The sequence below is a fragment of the Blattabacterium cuenoti genome, from assembly GCF_014251695.1.
In the GTDB taxonomy this organism is placed as follows: Bacteria; Bacteroidota; Bacteroidia; order Flavobacteriales; family Blattabacteriaceae; genus Blattabacterium; species Blattabacterium cuenoti_T.
In genome coordinates this window covers 71282-92593 of the sequence record NZ_CP059195.1, presented here as the reverse complement: position 1 = coordinate 92593, position 21312 = coordinate 71282, and the positions used below count along the sequence as shown (strand labels likewise).

The 21312-nt window shown below is 24.6% G+C and carries 19 protein-coding genes and 1 pseudogene; 4 read left to right on the top strand and 16 right to left on the bottom strand.

Annotation, left to right across the window (positions count from 1 at the left end; all coding sequences use genetic code 11):
* Positions 1-13: 13 nt before the first annotated feature.
* From H0H62_RS00390 to atpB, 8 genes are all read right to left on the bottom strand, one after another.
* Positions 14-568 (bottom strand): nucleotide exchange factor GrpE, encoded by a 555-nt coding sequence (locus H0H62_RS00390; protein WP_185860786.1) that lies wholly within the window; start codon positions 566-568, stop codon positions 14-16.
* A 90-nt stretch (positions 569-658) separates the two neighbouring features.
* Positions 659-1645, bottom strand: coding sequence for a tryptophan--tRNA ligase (gene trpS, locus H0H62_RS00385; protein ID WP_185860785.1), 987 nt, complete (start codon positions 1643-1645; stop codon positions 659-661).
* 64 nt (positions 1646-1709) lie between these two features.
* The gene (atpG, locus tag H0H62_RS00380) at positions 1710-2594 is read right to left on the bottom strand and encodes an ATP synthase F1 subunit gamma (protein WP_185860784.1); all 885 of its coding nucleotides are present in this window, start codon (positions 2592-2594) and stop codon (positions 1710-1712) included.
* A gap of 8 nt (positions 2595-2602) precedes the next feature.
* Positions 2603-4183 (bottom strand): F0F1 ATP synthase subunit alpha, encoded by a 1581-nt coding sequence (atpA, locus tag H0H62_RS00375; protein WP_185860783.1) that lies wholly within the window; start codon positions 4181-4183, stop codon positions 2603-2605.
* Positions 4184-4207: 24 nt separating this feature from the next.
* A complete protein-coding gene (gene atpH / locus H0H62_RS00370; RefSeq protein WP_185860782.1) occupies positions 4208-4756 on the bottom strand; it encodes an ATP synthase F1 subunit delta in 549 nt (182 codons plus the stop codon).
* A gap of 11 nt (positions 4757-4767) precedes the next feature.
* The gene (gene atpF / locus H0H62_RS00365; RefSeq protein WP_185860781.1) at positions 4768-5256 is read right to left on the bottom strand and encodes a F0F1 ATP synthase subunit B; all 489 of its coding nucleotides are present in this window, start codon (positions 5254-5256) and stop codon (positions 4768-4770) included.
* A gap of 5 nt (positions 5257-5261) precedes the next feature.
* Positions 5262-5489 (bottom strand): ATP synthase F0 subunit C, encoded by a 228-nt coding sequence (gene atpE, locus H0H62_RS00360; RefSeq protein ID WP_185860780.1) that lies wholly within the window; start codon positions 5487-5489, stop codon positions 5262-5264.
* Positions 5490-5503: 14 nt separating this feature from the next.
* The gene (gene atpB, locus H0H62_RS00355) at positions 5504-6574 is read right to left on the bottom strand and encodes a F0F1 ATP synthase subunit A (protein ID WP_238784136.1); all 1071 of its coding nucleotides are present in this window, start codon (positions 6572-6574) and stop codon (positions 5504-5506) included.
* Positions 6575-6702: 128 nt separating this feature from the next.
* On the opposite strand from atpB, the gene H0H62_RS00350 reads away from it, so the two are divergent.
* The gene (locus H0H62_RS00350; protein WP_185860779.1) at positions 6703-7857 is read left to right on the top strand and encodes a trans-sulfuration enzyme family protein; all 1155 of its coding nucleotides are present in this window, start codon (positions 6703-6705) and stop codon (positions 7855-7857) included.
* Here H0H62_RS00350 and cysS read toward each other — a convergent pair.
* The 3 genes and pseudogenes from cysS to nadE form a co-directional block, all read right to left on the bottom strand.
* The gene (gene cysS / locus H0H62_RS00345) at positions 7849-9339 is read right to left on the bottom strand and encodes a cysteine--tRNA ligase (protein ID WP_394366702.1); all 1491 of its coding nucleotides are present in this window, start codon (positions 9337-9339) and stop codon (positions 7849-7851) included. The genes H0H62_RS00350 and cysS overlap by 9 nt on opposite strands.
* Before the next feature lie 9 nt (positions 9340-9348).
* Positions 9349-10041, bottom strand: coding sequence for a GTP cyclohydrolase I FolE (gene folE, locus H0H62_RS00340; RefSeq protein WP_185860777.1), 693 nt, complete (start codon positions 10039-10041; stop codon positions 9349-9351).
* 62 nt (positions 10042-10103) lie between these two features.
* Positions 10104-10888 (bottom strand): annotated as a pseudogene (gene nadE / locus H0H62_RS00335) (NAD(+) synthase).
* 33 nt (positions 10889-10921) lie between these two features.
* Here nadE and tsaB point away from each other — a divergent pair.
* The 3 genes from tsaB to H0H62_RS00320 all read left to right on the top strand — a co-directional run bounded on the left by tsaB (position 10922) and on the right by H0H62_RS00320 (position 14463).
* Complete coding sequence (gene tsaB / locus H0H62_RS00330) at positions 10922-11587, top strand: tRNA (adenosine(37)-N6)-threonylcarbamoyltransferase complex dimerization subunit type 1 TsaB (protein WP_185860776.1); 666 nt, start codon at positions 10922-10924, stop codon at positions 11585-11587.
* A 403-nt stretch (positions 11588-11990) separates the two neighbouring features.
* A complete protein-coding gene (locus H0H62_RS00325) occupies positions 11991-13739 on the top strand; it encodes a TrkH family potassium uptake protein (protein ID WP_185860775.1) in 1749 nt (582 codons plus the stop codon).
* A gap of 25 nt (positions 13740-13764) precedes the next feature.
* Positions 13765-14463, top strand: a complete 699-nt coding sequence (locus tag H0H62_RS00320; RefSeq protein ID WP_185860774.1) for a potassium channel family protein — start codon at positions 13765-13767, stop codon at positions 14461-14463.
* 72 nt (positions 14464-14535) lie between these two features.
* Here the strand turns inward: H0H62_RS00320 and H0H62_RS00315 are convergent, their stop codons facing one another.
* The 5 genes from H0H62_RS00315 to H0H62_RS00295 are packed head-to-tail and all read right to left on the bottom strand — an operon-like array spanning position 14536 to position 21308.
* On the bottom strand, positions 14536-15705 hold the full coding sequence (locus tag H0H62_RS00315; protein WP_317168396.1) for a hypothetical protein: 1170 nt from the start codon (positions 15703-15705) through the stop codon (positions 14536-14538).
* Positions 15706-15764: 59 nt separating this feature from the next.
* Positions 15765-16388, bottom strand: coding sequence for a c-type cytochrome (locus H0H62_RS00310; protein ID WP_185860772.1), 624 nt, complete (start codon positions 16386-16388; stop codon positions 15765-15767).
* 31 nt (positions 16389-16419) lie between these two features.
* A complete protein-coding gene (locus H0H62_RS00305) occupies positions 16420-16938 on the bottom strand; it encodes a DUF3341 domain-containing protein (RefSeq protein WP_185860771.1) in 519 nt (172 codons plus the stop codon).
* Positions 16935-18320, bottom strand: coding sequence for an NrfD/PsrC family molybdoenzyme membrane anchor subunit (gene nrfD, locus H0H62_RS00300; protein ID WP_185860770.1), 1386 nt, complete (start codon positions 18318-18320; stop codon positions 16935-16937). Before nrfD ends, H0H62_RS00305 begins: the two co-directional genes overlap by 4 nt.
* Before the next feature lie 15 nt (positions 18321-18335).
* The gene (locus tag H0H62_RS00295) at positions 18336-21308 is read right to left on the bottom strand and encodes a 4Fe-4S dicluster domain-containing protein (RefSeq protein ID WP_185860769.1); all 2973 of its coding nucleotides are present in this window, start codon (positions 21306-21308) and stop codon (positions 18336-18338) included.
* Positions 21309-21312: the final 4 nt, after the last annotated feature.

Here is a 21312-nt window from a genome sequence, read left to right as displayed (position 1 = left end):
TAAAAATTATGAATTATTTTCCGGTAATGACTTTAGCATGTCGTATAACTTTTTCTTTTAAAAGATATCCAGCTTCTATAATTTCTATAATTTTTCCTTTTAAATTTTCTGTAATAGCTGGAATTTGTGTTATTGCCTCATGAAAATCTGTGTTAAAATCATCTCCTTTTTTTATTTTTATTTTATTTAATCCTTTTTCTGTTAAAATTTGAATAAGTTTTTCTTGTATTAAAAAAACTCCTTTTATAAGATATTCATCTTTGGATTTTTTTAATTCTTTAATTCCTCTTTCAAAATCATCTAAAATTGGAATCAAATCTATAAGAATTTGTTCATGAACATTTCTAAAAATATCAAATCTTTCTTTTTGAATCCGTTTCTTATAATTTTCAAATTCAGCAAAAAGACGTAAAAATTTATCTTTTTCTTTTTCTAATTCTTTTTTAAGAAACTTAATCTCTTTTTTTAAAGAATCATGTATTTCTCCTTTACAAGAGGAAGATATTTCCTCAGATATGTTATTATTTGATTTTGACCGTTTATCAGTTTTTTTTTTATTGATATCCATAATATAAAAAATATTTTCAATATAATTCTATGGACTGAGAGCAAAAGATTTGCCAAAAATTATAATTATGTCATAATGACATTTGATTAATCAAATTATAGGATTGAATTTTAAATGTTTTCTAATACAATTTAATCTTTTCCGGGCTATACTTTTTGCTTTTTTAGCGCCTAAGGCTAAAATATGATCTAATAAAGATTTTTTTTTCATAAAAGAAAAAAATTTTTCTCTTTCCGATGAAAATTTATGAATAATATGCTCATATAATGCAATTTTTGCCTCAGAATACCCATATCCTCCTCTGATATATTTTTTTTTCATAATCTCTATTTGATCCACAGGAGCTATTAAACTATATAAAGACATGATATAATCAGTTTCAGGATTTTTTTTTTCTTTTACAGATTTACTATCTGTACGAATACTCATAATTTGTTTTTTCAAAACTTCATCTGAAGAAAAAATATTAATGCAATTTTTTTTAGACTTACTCATTTTTTTTCCATCTGTCCCTAACACAAACATATTTTTTTTTTGTAAAAAAGCATTAGGTAATACAAATAATTTTTTTCCTATTTTTTTATTAAAATAATTACCTATACGGCGAGCTATTTCTATATGTTGTAACTGATCTTTCCCGACTGGAATAATTTTGGCATTATAAAGTAAAATATCAGCAGCCATTAAAATAGGATAAGTAAATAAACCTACATTTATTTTTTCTTTTTTTTTCATCTCTTTTTTAAAAGAATGAGCTAATGCAAGTCTTTTATACGGATAAAAACAATTAAAATACCAAGCTAATTCAGTAACTAATGAGACATCTGATTGTCTATAAAACAAACAATTATCTATATTTAATCCAAAAGATAACCATGCAGCTGCAATTTTATAAGTATTATTTTTTATTATTTTCATATTTTCTATTTGGACCATAGAATGTAAATCCGCTATAAATATAAATGAAGAATGCTTTATATTTTTATTAGCCATGGATACAGATGGAATGATAACACTTAAAATATTCCCTAAATGAGGGGTTCCTGTACTTCTAATTCCCGTTAATATTTTTTCCATAATTATGTTTTTTTTGTTTTTTGTAAAAAAATGTATAATTTGAAATAAATTATTGGAATTTTTATTATTTTTTTTTATTTAAAGATTCTAATCCACTGATAATTTCAAGTATTTCTTTAGTAATTGTAGTTTGTCTTTCTTTATTATAATTTAATATTAAATCATGTTTAATATCAGATGCATTTTCTGTAGCTTTATGCATAGAGATCATACGAGCTGTATGTTCTGCTATGGTTGATTCTAACAAAATTTTTAATAATTTTGAATTTAAAAATTTTGGAATCAGGAAATTTAATATCTTTTTTTTAGTGGGTTCTAAAATGTAGGAAATTTCTGACATATTTTTTTTAAAATTTACAGCATAAGTAATAGGAATTGGAAGAAATTTATCTACAACTATTTCTTGAAATAAAGATTGTTTTAAACAATTGTATATTAAATAAATTTCGGAAAAATTTTTTTTAAAAAAATCTAAAATTAATTCCGATACTAAAAATTGTATTTCTCGATTTGAGAAATCATTTCCGATCCAATTTTTATATATATTATATTTTTTATTTTTACATAAAAAATCAAATCCTTTTTTTCCAATAGATAAAAAAAGACATTCTTTATGTAAGGCTTCTTCTTTTTGAAAAAAAAAATTAATTTTTTCAAAAATTAAAGAATTAAAAGAGCCACATAACCCACGATCAGAAGTAAATACAATAAATAATTTTTTTCCCTTTTTTCTTGAAAAGAATTGATTTTTTTCTAAATCTTTTTTGTGTACTGTGAACAATAGATCTAAAAGAATAACCTCTATATGATCTAAGTAAATTCTACTTTTCGTAAGTAGATCTTTTGTTTTTCGTAATTTTACTATAGAAATCATTTTCATCGCTTCTGTTGTTTTAATAACTGATTCTATAGATAATATTCTTTTTTTAATTTCTTTTGGATTAGACATAATAAAATTTAAGAAACGTATTTATCACTTAATTCTAAAGCTACTGTTTCTAAAACATTAGATATTTTTTCGTTAAAAATTCCATTTCTTAAAGAATTTAAAATATTTTCATGTTTTTCTTTTAAATAAAAAAGATATTTTTTTTCAAAATCTGAAATTTTATCAATAGGGATTTTTTTGAGTAAATTTTTAGTTCCAACATAAATAATAGCTATTTGATCTGCTATATCATAGGGAGTATGAGGGGTTTGTTTTAAAATTTCTATATTGATTCTACCTTTTTGTAGAATATTCATAGTAGATGAATCTAATTCAGAACCAAATTTTGAAAAAGATTCTAATTCTCTGAATTGAGCTTGATCTAATTTTAGAGTCCCAGATATTTTTCTCATAGATTGAATTTGTGCAGATCCTCCTACACGAGAAACAGATATACTTTCATTAATTGCAGGACGAACTCCAGAATGAAATAAATCTTTTTCTAAAAAAATTTGTCCATCTGTAATAGAAATAACATTAGTAGGAATATAAGAAGATATATCTCCAGATTGAGTTTCAATAATCGGTAATGCAGTTAAAGAACCCCCTCCTTTTATTTGTTTTCTAATAGAAGATGGAATATCATTCATATTTTCCGCCATTTTTTGATCTTTTATAATTTTAGCGGATCGTTCTAAAAGACGAGAATGTAAATAAAAAACATCTCCTGGATAAGCTTCTCTACCAGGTGGACGTCGTAATAATAAGGATATTTCCCTATAAGAGACTGCCTGTTTAGAAAGATCATCATATACAACTAAGGAAGAACGACCTGTATCTCGAAAATATTCTCCTATAGCAGTTCCGGAAAAGGGGGCAAAAACTTGCATAGAAGTTGGGTCAGAAGAAGTAGCAGAAACTATTATTGTATAAGACATTGCTTCTTTTTCTTCTAAAATTTTTAAAATTTTCGCTACGGTAGAACCTTTTTGACTAATAGCTACATAAATACAATAAACAGGTTGATTTTTTTCAAAAAATCTTTTCTGATTTATAATCGTATCTATAGCTAGAGTAGTTTTTCCAGTTTGCCTATCGCCTATAATTAATTCTCTTTGTCCTCTTCCTATTGGAATCATAGAATCTATAAATTTTATACCAGTTTGAAGAGGTTCTTTAACAGGTTCTCTATAAATAACACCGGGGGCTTTTCTTTCCAATGGCATTTCAAATAATTTTCCTTCTATAGGTCCTTTTCCATCTATAGGATTTCCTAATATATCTACAACACGACCTAACATATTTTCCCCTACTTTGATAGAAAAAATTTTCCCCGTTCTTTTTACTATATCTCCTTCTTTCAAATTTTTGGATGGACCAAGCAAGACAATACTTACATGATCTTCTTCTAGATTCAAAACCATACCTTTGATTCCGTTATGAAATTCTACTAATTCTCCATAAAAAGCGGAATTTAATCCAAAAGATCTAACGACACCATCTCCTATTTGAACAATGATACCAGATTCGGATAATTTTGATTCAAATTGAAAATTTGACAATTCTTCCTTAAGAATTGATGATATTTCAGAATATTTTAAATCTGACATATGAAAATAAAAACTTTTATTTTTTTAATAATTTTTAAATATTTTTTTCATACAAAATAATTGTTCCTGAATGCTAAAATTCCATTCTTTATATCCTACACGAAATATAAAACCTCCAATAATAGATTTATCAATTTTATTAATAATATGAAATTTTTTTTTATTATATATTATTTTACGTGCTATTATTTCTTGTAGATCCTTCTTCAAAGGACATGCAGAAATAATAATAGATTTTATAAATCCTTTTTTATCTTTTTCGTATATGTTTTGGTATTCTAAAAAAATTTCTTTTAAAAGATATTCTCTTTTTTTAAGAATTAATAATTTAACAAATTGAAAAAGTAAAATATCAAAATTATAAAATATTATCTTAAATATTTTTATTTTTTTTTCTTTATTTAATAAATAAGTATTAATAATTTTAGATATATATACATTTTTATTTAAAATAAATGATATTTCCTTAAGTTTATGATAAAAAATATCTATATTACTTTTATTCATAACAGAATACTCAAAAAAAACTCTAGCATAATGTTGAATAATTTTTTTATTTGAATTTGAAAACATTTTTACTAAAATTAGTACAATTTATCTACTAATTCTTTTACAAATTGATCTTGTTTATCAGTTTGATCTAATTCTTTTTTTAATATTTTTTCAGCTATTTTAATAGAAATGTATCCTATTTGATTTTTCAATTTATGAATTGTAGCTTTTTTTTCTATTTGAATATTTTTCTTTGTTTCTTCTATAATTTTTATTTTTTCTTTCATTCCTTCCTCTTTAGCTTTTAATGTTATTTTTTCTCTGATTTGAATAGCTTCTTTCAAAATCATGTCTCTCTTCACACGAGTTTCTTTTAAAATTTTATTTTTTTGATCTTCTACATGTTTCAATTCTTTTTTAACTTGATTAGCTTTCTCAATAGATATCTTAATTTTTTCCTCTCTTTTATCAATAAAATTTATTATTGGCTTCCAAGCAAATTTTGAAAGAAAAAGCATAAGTATTATAAATATTATTGTTTGCCAAACAATTAATCCAATGGAAGGAGTTACTAAATCCATTTTATTTATTTAAATACAGCTAATAATGTAGTGACTATTCCAAATAATGCTGCTCCTTCAATTAGTGCAGATGCTATAATCATGGTATTTTGTATTTTATTTGAAGCTTCAGGTTGTCTAGCAATAGCATCCATTGCAGAACTTCCGATTTTACCAATACCCAATCCAGTCCCTATTACTGCTAGGCCAGAACCTAAAGCAGCTAAACCTGAGTAAGTTAAATCTATATTCATATAATTAATATTTTTTAATGCGTTTCATTATCATAATCATAATTTCTAACAGACATTCCTATAAATAAGGCAGACAAAGTTGTAAAAATAAAAGCTTGTAAGAAGGCAACCATAATTTCTAACATAGAAATAAAAAAACCAAAAATTACGGAAAAACCGGCAATAAAAAAACTTTTAAAAATAAAAATGAGACAAATAAAACTTAAAATAATTATGTGTCCAGCAGTAATATTAGCAAATAATCTAATACATAAAGTTAATGGACGAATAAAAATTCCAATAAATTCGATAGGAACTAATAGGAATCTAATTCCTATTGGAACTCCTGGCGTACAAAAAATATGTTTCCAATAACTCATATTTGCATTTATATTGCTAATAATAAAAGTCATAGAAGCTAATACTAATGTAATATTTATGTTTCCTGTAACATTGGGAAATCCTGGAATAAGACCTATCAAATTATTAATTAATATAAAAAAAAAGGATGTTAACAAAAAAGGAAAAAAAGTTTTATATTTTTTTTTCCCAAGATTAGGAATTGCAATTTCATCCCGTATAAATAAAATTAAAAATTCTAAAAAAATTCCTAAACTCCATTTTACTTGATGATTTCGATAATTACGTTTCATTCGTACAAAAAGATAAGACAACAAAAAAGAAGATAGAAAAATAGATACCACATTTTTTGTAATAGACAAATCTAAAGGTTTATTATTTTTTGGGATTCCTTTAGAATCTAAATATAATAATCCAAGATAATTAGTATTATATATTTTTTCTTTAAACATTTTATAATACCCATATTTTCCTTTTACTACATTTTTATATGAAAATTTTGAGGAAGAAAAAATTTCTAATCCATTATTCCATAAAATAACTGGTAAAGAAAAAATAATTCCATGATTATGAGTCCCTGCAATGTGCCATTCATGAGAATCACTTACATGATTAAAAATAGTATCAGAGATATCCATTTTTTCTTTATCCCCATTTTTCATTTTTATATTTTGATTTCCATCAGAAGATTCGACGAAAAAAAATAATAAAAAGAATAATGGATATATTATTTTTTTTAAAATCACTTGAAAAAAATCAAAAAATAAGAAACAAATTTATATTTTTTTCTAAAGAAAATGTTTTTTTTAGAAAAAAAATTTTACAAAAATCGTATTTTCATTTTTAGTACATTTGTATTTATATTTAAATAACAATGAAGGAAGAAACAAAGCTTATTCAAAACATTTTATCTGATCCTCTTACGGGCGCAATTTCTACACCAATATATCAAACTTCAACTTATGTACAGGAAGCTCCTGGTGTTCATAAAGGATTTGATTATACAAGAACCAATAATCCTACGAGAAAAATACTGGAAGATCTAATAACCGATTTAGAATACGGTAATGCTAGTTTAGCTTTTTCTTCTGGATTAGCATCTATAGATGCTATACTAAAATTACTAAAATATGGAGATGAAATAGTAGCTGTAGACGATATTTATGGAGGGACATTTCGTTTACTAAATTTATATAAAAAATTTGGTATTCATACTAAATTTGTAGATACAACAGATGCAGAAAAAACGATTTCTTCTATTTCTAATAATACAAAATTAGTCTGGTTAGAATCACCTACAAATCCTACCTTAAAAATATCTGATATAGAATATATTAGTAAAAAATCTAAAAAGAAAAATCCAACAATATTAGTTGTTGTAGATAATACTTTTGCTTCTCCAGCAATTCAAAATCCTTTAAAATTAGGATCCGATATAGTAGTTCATAGCGCTACAAAATATTTAGCAGGACATTCAGATGTATTAGCTGGATTAATTACTATAAAAAATATAGATTTGTATGAAAAATTGAAGTATATTCAAAATGCAACTGGAGGGGTTTTATCTCCTATTGATTGTTGGTTAACTATAAGAGGAAGCCAAACGTTATATTTACGTATGAAACAACAATCTAAAAATGCATTTCAAATCGCTTCTTTTTTATTGAAAAATAAAAAAAATTATGAACTAGATAAAATTTATTATCCGGGGTTATCTCATCATAAAAATCATTCTATTGCAGTAAAACAACAACGATATTTTGGAGGAATTGTTTCTTTTAGTCTTAAAAAAAATACAATAGAATCAGCGAAAAAAGTTGTAACTTCTACGAAGTTATTTAAGTTGGCAGAAAGTTTAGGGGGAACAAAAAGTTTAATTTGTCATCCGGCAACTATGACTCACAAATCGACTCCTTTAAACATTAGAATGAATGCAGGTATACAAGATTCTCTTATTCGTTTATCTCTAGGAATAGAAAATGGATATGATCTCTTAGAAGATATTAATCAGGCTTTAAAATCACTGTAATAATTTTTTATCATGTAATAAAACTCCTATGTTATACAATTCTTGACGAATTTTATCTGAAATGATCCAATTCTTTTGTGCTCTTACCTCTAAACGAAATTTGACTAATTTTTCAATAAGTATTTTTAACTTTGTAGAGTTTTCTTCATGATGATTTATTTCTTGAATCCCTAAAATATCAAATACAAAATAAATCATATATTTTTTTAATAAATTAATATGAAATATATCTATATTATGAAGGGAATTATTAATAATGTGAATCGAAGCTTGAAATAAGTAAACAATTAATAAAGGAATATTAAAATCATCATTAATAGCTTGATAACAAATATTTATCCAATGATCAACATTAAAAATATTGTAATTTTTTGATATATTTTTGGATGATGTTTTAGGATCAAAATTTCTTAATATTTTTATAGCTCTCATGATTTTATGATATCCTTTTTCAGCATCTGTCAAACCCTTATTGGAAAAATCCATAATATTTCTATAATGAGATTGTAGAATATAAAATCTAAAAATACTATAAAAAAAAGTTTTTTTATAAATTTTATCATGAATAATGTCTTTTAATCCCAAAAAGTTCCCTGTAGATTTGCTCATTTTCTTTCCATTTAAAGTCATCATATTAGTATGCATCCAATAATGTGCCAAATAACTTTTGTTATAAACACCTATAGCTTGTGCTAATTCACATTCATGATGAGGAAATTTTAGATCCATGCCTCCCCCATGTATATCAAAAGTTTCTCCTAAGTATTTTGTACTCATAGTAGTACATTCTATATGCCAACCAGGAAATCCTTTTCCCCATGGAGAACTCCAATTCATAATATGATTGGAATAAGCTTTTTTCCAAAGGGAAAAATCCTGTAATTCACGTTTTTCATTTGAAAATTTTAATTTTTTATGAAACAGTTCATCAACTTTATTTTTGCTAATCACACCATAAGGATGTAATTTTCTATATTTTTTCAAATCAAAATATACAGATCCATTGATTTCGTATGCTAATTTCTTTTGAATTAATTTTTGAATCATATCTATTTGTTCTATAATATGACCTGTAGCTGTTGGTTCTATACTTGGAGGTAATACATTTAAAACATTTAATAAATTGTGAAAAGACAGAGTGTATTTTTGAACTATTTCCATAGGCTCAAGTCCTTCTATACGAGATTTTTTATAAATTTTATCTTCTGCATCAGAATCCTCATTTTCTAAATGTCCAACATCAGTGATATTTCTAACATAGCGTACTTTATATCCCAAATGTTTTAAATAACGAAAAACAATATCAAATGATATAAAAGTTCTACAATTACCAAAATGTAAGTGACTATAAACTGTAGGGCCACATACATAAATCCCAACATATTCCTTATGAATTGGCTTAAAAAATTCTTTTTTTCCTGTTAAAGAATTATATATTTTTAGATAATTTAGGTTTTTTTGTTTATAATTTTTTTCCTCCATTTTTTTCATTTAAGAAATTCCAACATGATGCAAAAATTCTTTTCGAATTTCCGAATTATTTTTAAATGATCCTGTAAATTCAGTAGTGACTGTACTGCTCTCTATATCTCTAATTCCACGAGAATTTACGCATAAATGTTTTGCTTCTATAATACAAGCGACATCTTGTGTTTCTAACATTTTTTGTAAAGATTGAACAATTTGTATTGTTAAACGTTCTTGAACTTGTGGTCTTTTTGCATAAAAATTAACAATTCTATTAATTTTAGAAAGACCTACAACTTTTCCATTAGAAATATAACCTACATGAGCTTTTCCTACAATAGGAAGAAAATGATGTTCACAAGTAGAATAAACTGTTATATTTTTTTCTATTAACATTTGGTTATATTTATATTTATTTTCAAAAATAGAAAAGTTGGGTTTATTTTTAAGGTTTAGTCCACTAAATATTTCTTGTATAAACATTTTTGCCACCCGTTTAGGTGTTTTACGTAAACTATCATCATTCATATCTAAACCTAAAATTTTCATAATCTGAAAAAAATGTTGTTTTATTTTTTCAATTTTATCTTCATCACTCATAAAATTAACATTATTTGGTAAAGTATAACCTGTATTGATTAAGTGATTTAAAATAGAATTAGACTTTTGAGTCACTGTTTCTTTTTTTAAATTTTTTTTATATTTTCCTTCCATCATAATGATAAACAAAGTTACGAAAACGATTCTGTATGATTTATTTTATAATAATAACAAAAATTTTATTTTTTTATATTATCAGGTATTTTACATATGGGAATAGAAATCATCTTATGTATATTTTTTTCATGCAAAATTTGATATTTTTTAAAAATTTTATTTTCTATTTCAGAAAAAGTATAATTTTTATGTTTCATAATTTTCATGGCCCATTCTAATTCTTCATAAGTAGCTCCTAATTGATCTTCATCTGATCGTTGATCTTCCCAAAGTCCATCTGTAGGTTTTGCTTTTTGTATTTCTTTAATAATATTCAATTTTTTAGCCAAAAAACGTACTTCACTTTTAGTCAAATCAGCTATAGGATGTAAATCGACCCCTCCATCTCCATATTTTGTAAAAAAACCTACTCCAAAATCTTCCACTTTATTTCCAGTTCCAACAACAAGATAATTTTTGGCATTAGCATAATAATATAAAGTTAACATACGAATACGAGATTTAACATTAGCTAATGCTAAAGAAAATTTAGATTTTTCAATGTTATCATTAGTTATATAACAAAAAGCAGTGAATAAAGTAGATAAATCTTTCTTAAGATAATGAACATTTGAAAATTTTTCTGTCAAAAATTTTGCATGTTTTATAGAAAGTAAATTTTTTTTTTTTCCAGAATAGGCATTTCTAATATAACAGTTGGAACCTTTGTCATAGCTACTAAACAAGATGTAACTGAAGAATCTATTCCTCCAGATATTCCAATAATAAAGCCATTAGATTTTGATTTTTGAATATATTCCTTTAACCAGGATACAATATATTCAATTACTTCTTCTATTTTTATCATTTTAATTAATGTATTAATTTAAAAAATATAATTATGTCTTTAATTTTAAATTTAGAAACTTCTACTAAAAATTGTTCAGTCAGTATCGCTAATAATGGAAGATGTATAACATCCGTAGAAGAATATTCCGAAATATATTCTCATTCTGAAAAATTACATGCATTCATACAATATGCTATCAGTATTTCCGGAATTCATATCAATGATTTAAATTCTATTTGTGTTAACAAAGGCCCAGGATCCTATACTTCTTTAAGAATTGGAGCATCTACTGCTAGAGGATTATGCTATACTTTAAAGATTCCTTTATTGTCTGTGGATACATTGACTGTAATGAGTTATAAAATAAATATAAAAAAAGGATTTTTGATTCCTATGATACATGTTAAATCTAATTTTTTCTATACTTCATTATTTAATGAATCAAAAGAAAGACTGAATCCTATTATAATAAAAAAATTAGATGATAATTTTTTAAAATCTTTCTTAAAATCAAAAAATAAAAAAGTATATTTTATAGGAAATATTCCTTCTATAATCAATCATAAATTGATTTTTTCTGAAAATAATGAATTTATATACAAAAAGCCATCTGCAATGGATATGTCTTTCATATCTTATAAAAAATTTTGTGAAAAAAAATTTAATGATGTCGAAAAATTTGTTCCTTTTTACTTAAAATGCACAACAAATATATAAACTTTCAATGATTAGTATTTTTTTTATACTAAAACTAGTATTCTATCTATCTATTTTTTTAAAAAAATAAATTTTAAGTAGATTTACTATGTACCTATTTATTAAAAAATATCATAGTTTTTGTAAAAGTTATATTTTTTATAAAGTTGGATTATAACGTTTAAGATTATTAATTAATTGAAATAATAAAATTATAGACTGTATAATTTCATAAAAAAAAGGATTTATTATTATTTCTACGATTCAAAATAAAATTGTTTATTTTACTGGAAAATTGTTGAGTTTATATGGAATGAACAAAATAAAAAAAATAAAAATTGGAACTAATTATGACAAAATTGGATTTCAATATTCTGAAAAAAAAAGGGATCAAAAAATATAAAAAAAATTTTTATCTAAAATTATGATCCAAATTAAATTAAAAAATTTTTTGGATATATTCACTCCAATTATATTTATTTATATAATTCTCTCTTTAGGATGGACTCCTTTTCGATTTTTTAATATCGAAATCCTTTTAGGAATTGTGTTAATGATAAGTATATTCCACTTTTTGATTCTTTTTGATAAAAACCTTAAAAAAGGTTATAGATCTATGATTGTTTTATCCTTTTCAATATTAGTACTTTCTCTTATTTTTTCTTTTGTTAAAATCTTATTTTATTATAATGAAAACATGACAGCAGATATAAAAATATCTACACTGATTAGTTTAATTTTGCATGTTCTAATTCGTGTGACTTATTTCATGCGATTAGTTTACGTTAAAATTCATAATCCTGCTTTCATCTTCATTACAAGTTTTGTTTTTTTATCCTTTTTAGGATCTATTTTATTAATGCTCCCTGCATCTACAATAAAAAAAATATCATTTATAGATGCTTTATTTACTTCTACTAGTGCTGTATGTGTAACAGGATTAGTAGTATTAGACACTGCTAAAGATTTTACATATTTGGGTAAAATTTTCATACTTATATTAATAGAATTGGGGGGGTTAGGTATTTTAACTATCACTTCTTTTTTTAGTTACTTTTTTAGAGATGGATTTTCTTTTAAGGAAGCTATTTTTGTCAGTAATTTTTTAAATACAAAAACAACAAGTAATGTTTTGACTTTAGCTGTGAAAGTAGTCATGTTTACTTTAACAGTAGAATTTATAGGATCTTTATTAATTTATTTTTCTATAAAAGAAAAAAATACAATAGAATCTGATAATATTTTATTTTTTTCTATTTTTCATTCTATATCCGCTTTTTGTAATAGTGGTTTTTCTACTTTGAGTCAAGGATTATATTCACAATCTGTAAGATTTAATTATCTATTTCAATTAATTATTGCTTTTTTATTAATATTAGGAGGAATAGGATTTAACATTTTATTTAATTTTTTTACATATATATGGATAACTATAAAAAAATATTTTTTAAAAATTTTTAAAGATGAAGATTTTAGACGTCCTGCGCATGTAGTAACTTTAAATACAAAAATTGTTATACTGACAACTTCGATTTTACTTTTTTTTGGAACTATTTTTTATTATATCAGTGAATATTATTTTTCTCTTTCCGAACATACTTCTTTTCATGGGAAATGTATTGCCTCATTTTTTTCTTCAGCTACATCTAGAACAGCAGGATTTCATGTATTAAATATGGATACTTTTACCCCAGTTACTATTTTAGTAACTATTTTTTTAATGTGGATAGGGGCTTCTCCAGCTTCTACTGGTGGAGGGATAAAAACAAGTACTTTCGCATTAGCGTTAATGAATATTCTTTCTTTGTCAAGAGGAAAAAATAGATTAGAAATACAAAGAAGAGAGATATCTACAGAATCTGTTCGATTATCTTTTTCAATTATCATGTTATCTATAATAGTAATATATATAAGTATTTTAATCATTATTTTTCTGGATCCAAGAGAAAATATTTTATCTATTTCCTTTGAAGTTGTTTCTGCTTTTTCTACAGCAGGATTATCTTTAGGTATTACTTCTAATTTATCAAATGGAAGTAAATTGGTTTTAATATTTTTAATGTTATTAGGAAGAATAGGAGTTTTTAATGTGATGATTGGTTTATTAAGAAAAAATAAAATTGGTTCTCATCATTATTACAGATTTCCTAAAGAAAATATTCTTATTAATTAAATGAATTAATAAGTAAATATAAAATATGAAAATTATAATTATTGGATTAGGAAATTTTGGAAGATCTTTAGCTCTCAATTTAACAGATAATGGACATGAAGTATTTGGTATAGATCATAAAATGGAAAAAGTAGATTTATTAAAAGATCATATAGCAAATGTAGTATGCATGGATGCGAATAATGAAGCAGCTTATAAAGTACTGCCTATTCAACAAGCAAATTTAGGAATTGTAGCTATTGGAGAAAATGAAGGAGCATCAATAGTAACAACAGCCATACTAAAAAAATATAAAAATTTGAGAATTGTAAGTAGATCTTTATCCAAAATTCATGATACAATATTAGAAGCTATGGGGATCAATGATATTATTCATCCAGAACAAGATGCAGCATTTCGATTAACTAAGCAAATATCTTTTAATTATGCTTTAGATTATTTTAGAGTAGATAATAAGCATTCTATAGCAGAAGTTTTTTCGCCATCCTCTTTTAATGGAAAATCTGTTAAAAGTTTAAAATTAACACAGAAATATTCTGTTTCTTTAATTACCATAATACGAGACATAATTAACCCTATATCTTCCAAAGGGACTTATACAAGAAAAGTAATAGGATTAGTTACAGGAGATACTATTTTAAAAAAAGGAGATATATTAACTCTTTTTGGCTCTAATAAATCTATCATGAATTTTTTAAAAGATAAAAATAGTAATTATGATTGATATTTTTATCACAAAAAAAAATAATTAAGCATTTTTTATTCCTTATATAAAAAATTTTTTTGATTGAAATATTTATATATGAGGATACTTATAATTTTTACTTTCCTGAAAAAAAGGATTTCCTTCAGAGGAATTTAATTTTCTTTTATTAAAGTTGGAAAATAAAATATAAATAAAAAACCCTCCTATTATTAATAAAGAACCTATGATTTCGAATACACAAAATTTGATTCCCTCATGAATATCTGGAGCAATTAAATTGTATATATCTATGTAATGGCCAATAAGTAATATTAACGATAGTGAAAATACTATTTTATAATTTGATTTACTTTTACTACTAATTAATCCAAAAAAAGGAATTAAAAAATTAGGAATAAGCATCCAAAAATGAATGGAATTATAGATTTCTTCTCTTTTTATAAAATACGTAATTTCTTCTGGAATATTTCCATACCAATAAAGTAAAAATTGTGAGAACCAAAGATAAGTCCATAATAAACTACCAGAAAATAAATATTTACTTAAATCATGTAAATGACTTTCACTAAATAAAGGAAAGTATCCATTTTTGTGAAGATAAATAGAAACTATTGTGATTGTACTTATCCCTGTTATAATAAAACTACTCAAAACATACCAACTAAATAAAGTACTGAACCAATGTGGATTTAAAGACATAATCCAGTCCCATGTCATAAATATAGAAATAATAGAGAAAAATATAACAAAAATAATAGATCTAAAATATAATTTTTTATAATCATTTAAAGAATGTGATATATATAACGAACAAGATATATTTTTAATATTTAAATAAAAAAAACTACATCCTAATACATAAATAATACTTCTTATTAAGAAAAATGGAATATTTAAAAAAATTCTTTTATTTGCAATAATTTCATCATATTTTAAAGAAATAGGATTATATAAATCGGCATCCATCCAATGAAATATATGTACAATATCCATTGTATTTAATAACAAAATAATAAGAATCATGCCCCCACCATATGGTATAAAGGAAGAAATTTCTTCCATAATAGGATGAATAATTACAGACCAACCTGATTTTGAAACATTTTGTATTCCCAAAAAAAATAACGCTCCTATAGATATAGAGGTGAAATAAAAAATAGAAATATATAACACGGTCCAAGGTTGGTGATCTTTTATTTTTGTTAAAACTGTGAAATTTTGTTCCTGATCGAAAAATATTTTATCTAAAAAAATAAACATAAAACCTACGATTATTATAATACAAATGATAATTTTTGTTTTATAAAACTTATACATGTTTATTTATTTTTTAAAAACATAACATATTCTGATACTCTCCATCTATCTATTTCATTTAATTGAGAAGCATAAGAATTCATATTATTTTTTCCATATGTAATGACGTAATAAATACTTCCAATAGTAAGATTTCTATCTTTGTAATTAGGAATTCCCAAAATTTTTTCATTTTTTACCAACTCTCCTTGTCCATCTCCATTTTTACCGTGACATATAGAACAATTTATTTTATATAGTTTTTCTCCTTTTTTTATTGTAATTTCATTTTTTTCATAATGATTATTGCTATATAGTGGATTTTTAATTATTTTTTTTGCTAAATTAAATCCTTTATTTTGAATATCTATAAAATTGTAAAATGAATCATTTTTAGAAATAGTTCCTTTTACTGGAGATAGGGAAGAAGTTTTTTCTTTTAAAAAGAAAGGAATTTTAATTTTCTTAATTTTTTTATCATTGTAATTAAAATAAGGATCTGAATAAGGTTCATATGCTTCTGAATAATACATATCAGGCATATATACTACATTAGGTTTACTTTTATCAAACCAGCAAGATTCTAAAAATACTAATAAAATTATATTGAAAAGAATAATTTTTTCGTAAAAATATTTATTCGTCATATTATAATTTATAATTATATGTAAATTTTATTTACCATGTTTTTATCATAATCTCTATTGCTCCATTTTTTTTTAATAAATTCACTAATTTTTTAGTATTTGTTTCAGTATAAATTTCCAATAAAAACATATTGTCAGTAGTTCTTGGATCCGGATTTTTTTGGATACGTCCTGGAAATAATTTACATTGAATGAGATAAGTAATACACATAAAATGTGCAGAAAAAAAAATTAACAATTCAAATATAACTGGAATGAAAGAAGGAAGGTTTTTAACCCAAGAAAAAGAGGGTTTTCCTCCAATATTTTGAGGCCAAACCCAAATCATAGTATACCAAGTTAATACACAAGAAATACAAAGACCCAATAATCCATATATAAAAGATAAAAAAGATAAATTCGTTTTTTTTAATTTTAATACTTCAGTTAAATTATGAATAGGAAAAGGAGAATAAACTTCATGAATATTATAATTATGGTCTTGTATAATTTTTATACTATTTATAAGTGCCTTATCATTGTTATATAATGCATGTATATATATCTTCATTTCACTTCATTATTTTTTTTATTATGATCAGGTTTTAAGATTGTTTTTAATTCTGATTGTGAAATAACAGGGAAAACACGTATGTATAATAAATAAAGGATTAAAAATAGGCCAATAGTTCCTATAAAGATTCCAACATCTACAAATGAAGGGATAAAACCAGTCCAAGAAGAAGGAAGATAATCATGACTTAGATTTAAAACAATAATATCAAATCTTTCAAACCACATTCCAATATTTATGATAATTGCTATAATATAAGACCAAAAAAAACTTCTTCGTACAGATTTAATCCATAAAAATTGAGGAATCATGATATTACAAATAATTAAAGCCCAAAAAGCCCACCAAAATGGACCTTTAGATGCTTCTACAGAAAAATAAATGAATTTTTCAAATAAATTTCCTGAATACCAAGCAAGGAAAAATTCTGAAATGTAAGCTAATAAAACAATTCCTCCTGTTAATAAAATGACCATATTCATATATTCAATATGATTTCTGGTAATATAATCTTCTAGAGAAAGAACTTTTCTTGCTACACCTAATAAAGTTTGTACCATAGCAAAACCAGAAAATATAGCTCCTGCTACAAAATAAGGAGGAAATATAGTGCTATGCCAACCTTTAATGACAGAAGTAGAAAAATCAAAAGAAACTATGGTATGAACAGAGAAGACCAATGGGGTGCATAAACCTGCTAAAATTAAGGTGACTTCTTCAAACCTTTGCCAATCTTTTGATGTCCCTCCCCATCCAAAACTAAGGATACTATATATTTTTTTTTGAAAAGGATCTGAAATACGATCTCGTATCATTGCAAAATCTGGAATTAATCCCATAAACCAAAAAACCGTAGAAACAGAAAAATAAGTACTAATAGCAAAAACATCCCACAATAAAGGAGAATTAAAATTTGGCCATAAAGTTCCAAATTGATTGGGGATAGGCAATACCCAATGAGCATTCCATGGTCTCCCCATATGAATAATGGGAAATAATCCAGCTTGGATTACTGCAAAAATTGTCATTGCTTCTGCTGAACGATTAATAGATAAACGCCATTTTTGTCGAAATAACAATAAAACAGCTGAAATCAAAGTTCCAGCATGGCCAATTCCAACCCACCAAACGAAATTTGTGATATCCCAAGCCCAATTTATTGTTCTATTTAATCCCCATACACCTATCCCTGTTCCAATTGTATAAATAATACATCCTAATCCCCATAAAAAAGCTAAAATAGAAATACATAAAGAGATCCACCATAAATTTCCGGCTTTCTGTTTTATAGGAGATAATATATCATCGGTAATATTTTGATATGTTTTTTTTCCTAAAATTAGGGGTTTCCTTATAGGAGATTCATAATCATTTAACATATAACATAATTTTTTCTATTTCATTTTTTCGATTTCATTTTTCTTTTTATTTCTAATTTTTAATTGATAAGATACATTAGGTCTTATTCCTATAAAATCTAAAAGTTTATAAGATCTAGGATTTTTTATTTTATGAGAAATCCTACTATTAGGATCGTTAACATCTCCAAAAGTAATAGCTTTGGTAGGGCAAGAAATACTGCAAGCCGTTTCAAATTCTCCATCTTTAATTGTTCTATTTTCTTTTTTTGCAATTCCTATAATATATTGTGTTCTTTGAATGCATAAAGAACATTTTTCCATAACTCCTCTACTTCTGACAACTACATCTGGATTTAATACCATTTTTCCTAAAGTATTATTCATATTAAAATCAAATTTTTGATTATTAGCATAATTAAACCAATTAAATCGTCGTACTTTATAAGGACAATTATTTGCACAATAACGAGTTCCCACACAACGATTATAAGCCATCATATTTTGTCCTTGGTTTCCATGAGAAGTTGCTCCAACTGGACACACTGTTTCACAAGGAGCATGATCGCAATGTTGACACATAATTGGTTGAAAAGCTACTTTTGGATTTTTATAAAAATTTTTTTCTTTATTATATTCATTATTTTCTAAATAATATCGATCTATACGTAACCAATGCATATCTCTGGATTTTTCTATTTCCTTTTTTCCAACAACAGGGACATTATTTTCAGAATGACATGCAATGATACAAGCTCCACATCCAATACAAGCATTTAAATCTATGGATAAATTAAAATGATGTCCTTTCTTTTTTTCTTTATTTTTATTATTTTGATTCCAAATAGAAATTTTTTCTGGAGAAAGCATTCCTTTATAAGTGAAAATTTTTTCTTCTTCATTCCAAATTTCTTTTGAGTTATGTAAAAAAATATCTAAATCTGTTTCTTTTATTAAATTCCTTCCTACCGTTGTGTTCTGCAATTGCACACAAGCAAATTTATATATTTTATCTATTTTTTTTAATTGTATATTTTTTTGTATTATAAGAAAATTGTCATAGCTTCTGTAAGCGTTTTTTCCATTAACTATCTGAGATAATTTTCCTTTTTTTTGTCCATAACCAAAAGATAGTCCCACAGATCCTATGGCTTGTCCAGGTTGAATTAAAATAGGAATATTTTGAATTATTATTTCATTATTTTTAATGATGTCTACACAATTCCCATTTAAAGATCCATCTCCTGAATTCCAATTTTTTAATCCCATTTTATTAGCATCAAAATAGGATACAGTTAAATAATTTTCCCACGTAGTACGCGTAATGGGATCTGGAAGCTCTTGTAACCAAGGGTTATTATGTTGATGTCCATCTCCCATACTAATTTTAGTATACAATCGTAGTTCAAGATTTTTTTCTATTTCTTTTTCAATTATTTTTTTCTCATATTTCTGTATTTTTTTATTATTATTTATTGGAATAATATTGGAAATGTATTTTTTATTTGTAATTTTTACTACTCCATGAAATAAAGCTTCATTGAAAGAAAATACATTGGATTTTGGAATAATATTTTTTTCCCAAGTTTTTTTCAAATATTCATAATAATTCTTTTCTTTCATTCCACTCCAAATAATTAAAGAATCCTGAAATTGTCTTGTATTAAAAATACATTGAATAGTAGGCTGAATTAATGTATAAACACCAGTAACAGGATAAGTATCTCCCCAGCTTTCTAACCAATGAGGGATAGGAGCTAATACATCCATCATTTCATTAGTTTCATCTTTTTTCATAGAAAACGAAACTGTTAAAGGTATTTGTTTTATAAATTTTTTAATTTTTCCAGAAATAGAATATGGAAGACTATAAATAGGATTAACATTGTTAATAAATAAACCTCCAATATTTTTTTTTTCCAAATTTTTCAAGAATTTATAGAATTTATTGTCATTACTTTCTTTTGATAAAATATATTTATCCTTTTGTAATGCATTACTATTAATTTTTTTATTAATTAAAAAAGATAATTCATAGGATTCTTGATCTCCATCTGCAATAATAACGCTTTTAGATCCCATTTTATTTATTAATAAAGCTATTTTTTCTGCATTTTTATCCTCAGGTTTTTTTCCTAAAAATATTTTTTGAAAAATTTCAAACAATATTTTTTTTATTTTAGAAGGTTTTTTTGATAAACGAATATCTGCATTTGCTCCAGTTATTGTCATATTACTTTCTATTTGAATATGTTGCATCATGTTTTTTTTAGGAGTTCTTTTTAAAACATAAGACTTAGCCATATTTTCTGGACTCCAGTCTCCCAAAAAATCAGCATCAAATGAAACTATTAATTCTGATTTTTTTAAATCAAAAATAGGGAAGGAACGAACTCCAAATATTTCTTTTGAAGCATCTAAAGCTTTGGAATATGAAATAGGATCATAAGTAATCCATTTTGTATTAGGATATTTTTTTTTAAAATCTTGAATTAATTTTTTTGTAGAAAAACTTGGAAAAGAATAAGAAAGAAAAACTATATCTTTTTTTGTTTTAGACAAATATTTTAAATGTTGAATAATATAATTATCGATTTCTTTCCAAGAACTTTTTTTTCCTTTTAAAAAAGGATTTTTTAATCTTTCCTCATCATAAAGAGATAATAAAGAGGATTGTATTCTTGCCGAAGTAGTGTTAAAATAGTCAGAAGAAGAATTAGGTTCTATTTTAATAGGACGACCTTCTCTCGTTTTAACTAAAACACTTCCTATATCAAAAGAATCAATCATAGTTGATGCATAATAATTAGGAATACCTGGAGTTATATTATCAGGTTTTACTACATAAGGAATAGATTTTATTACTGGACCTTTGCAAGCAGCTAAAGTTACTGAAGCTGTACTAAAACCTAACCACTTAAGAAAATCTCGTCTGGATGTTTTCCCTTTAAATATATCTTTAATAGAATTGTAATGTTCAAATATTTTTTCCTCTTTATTTGATTTCATAATT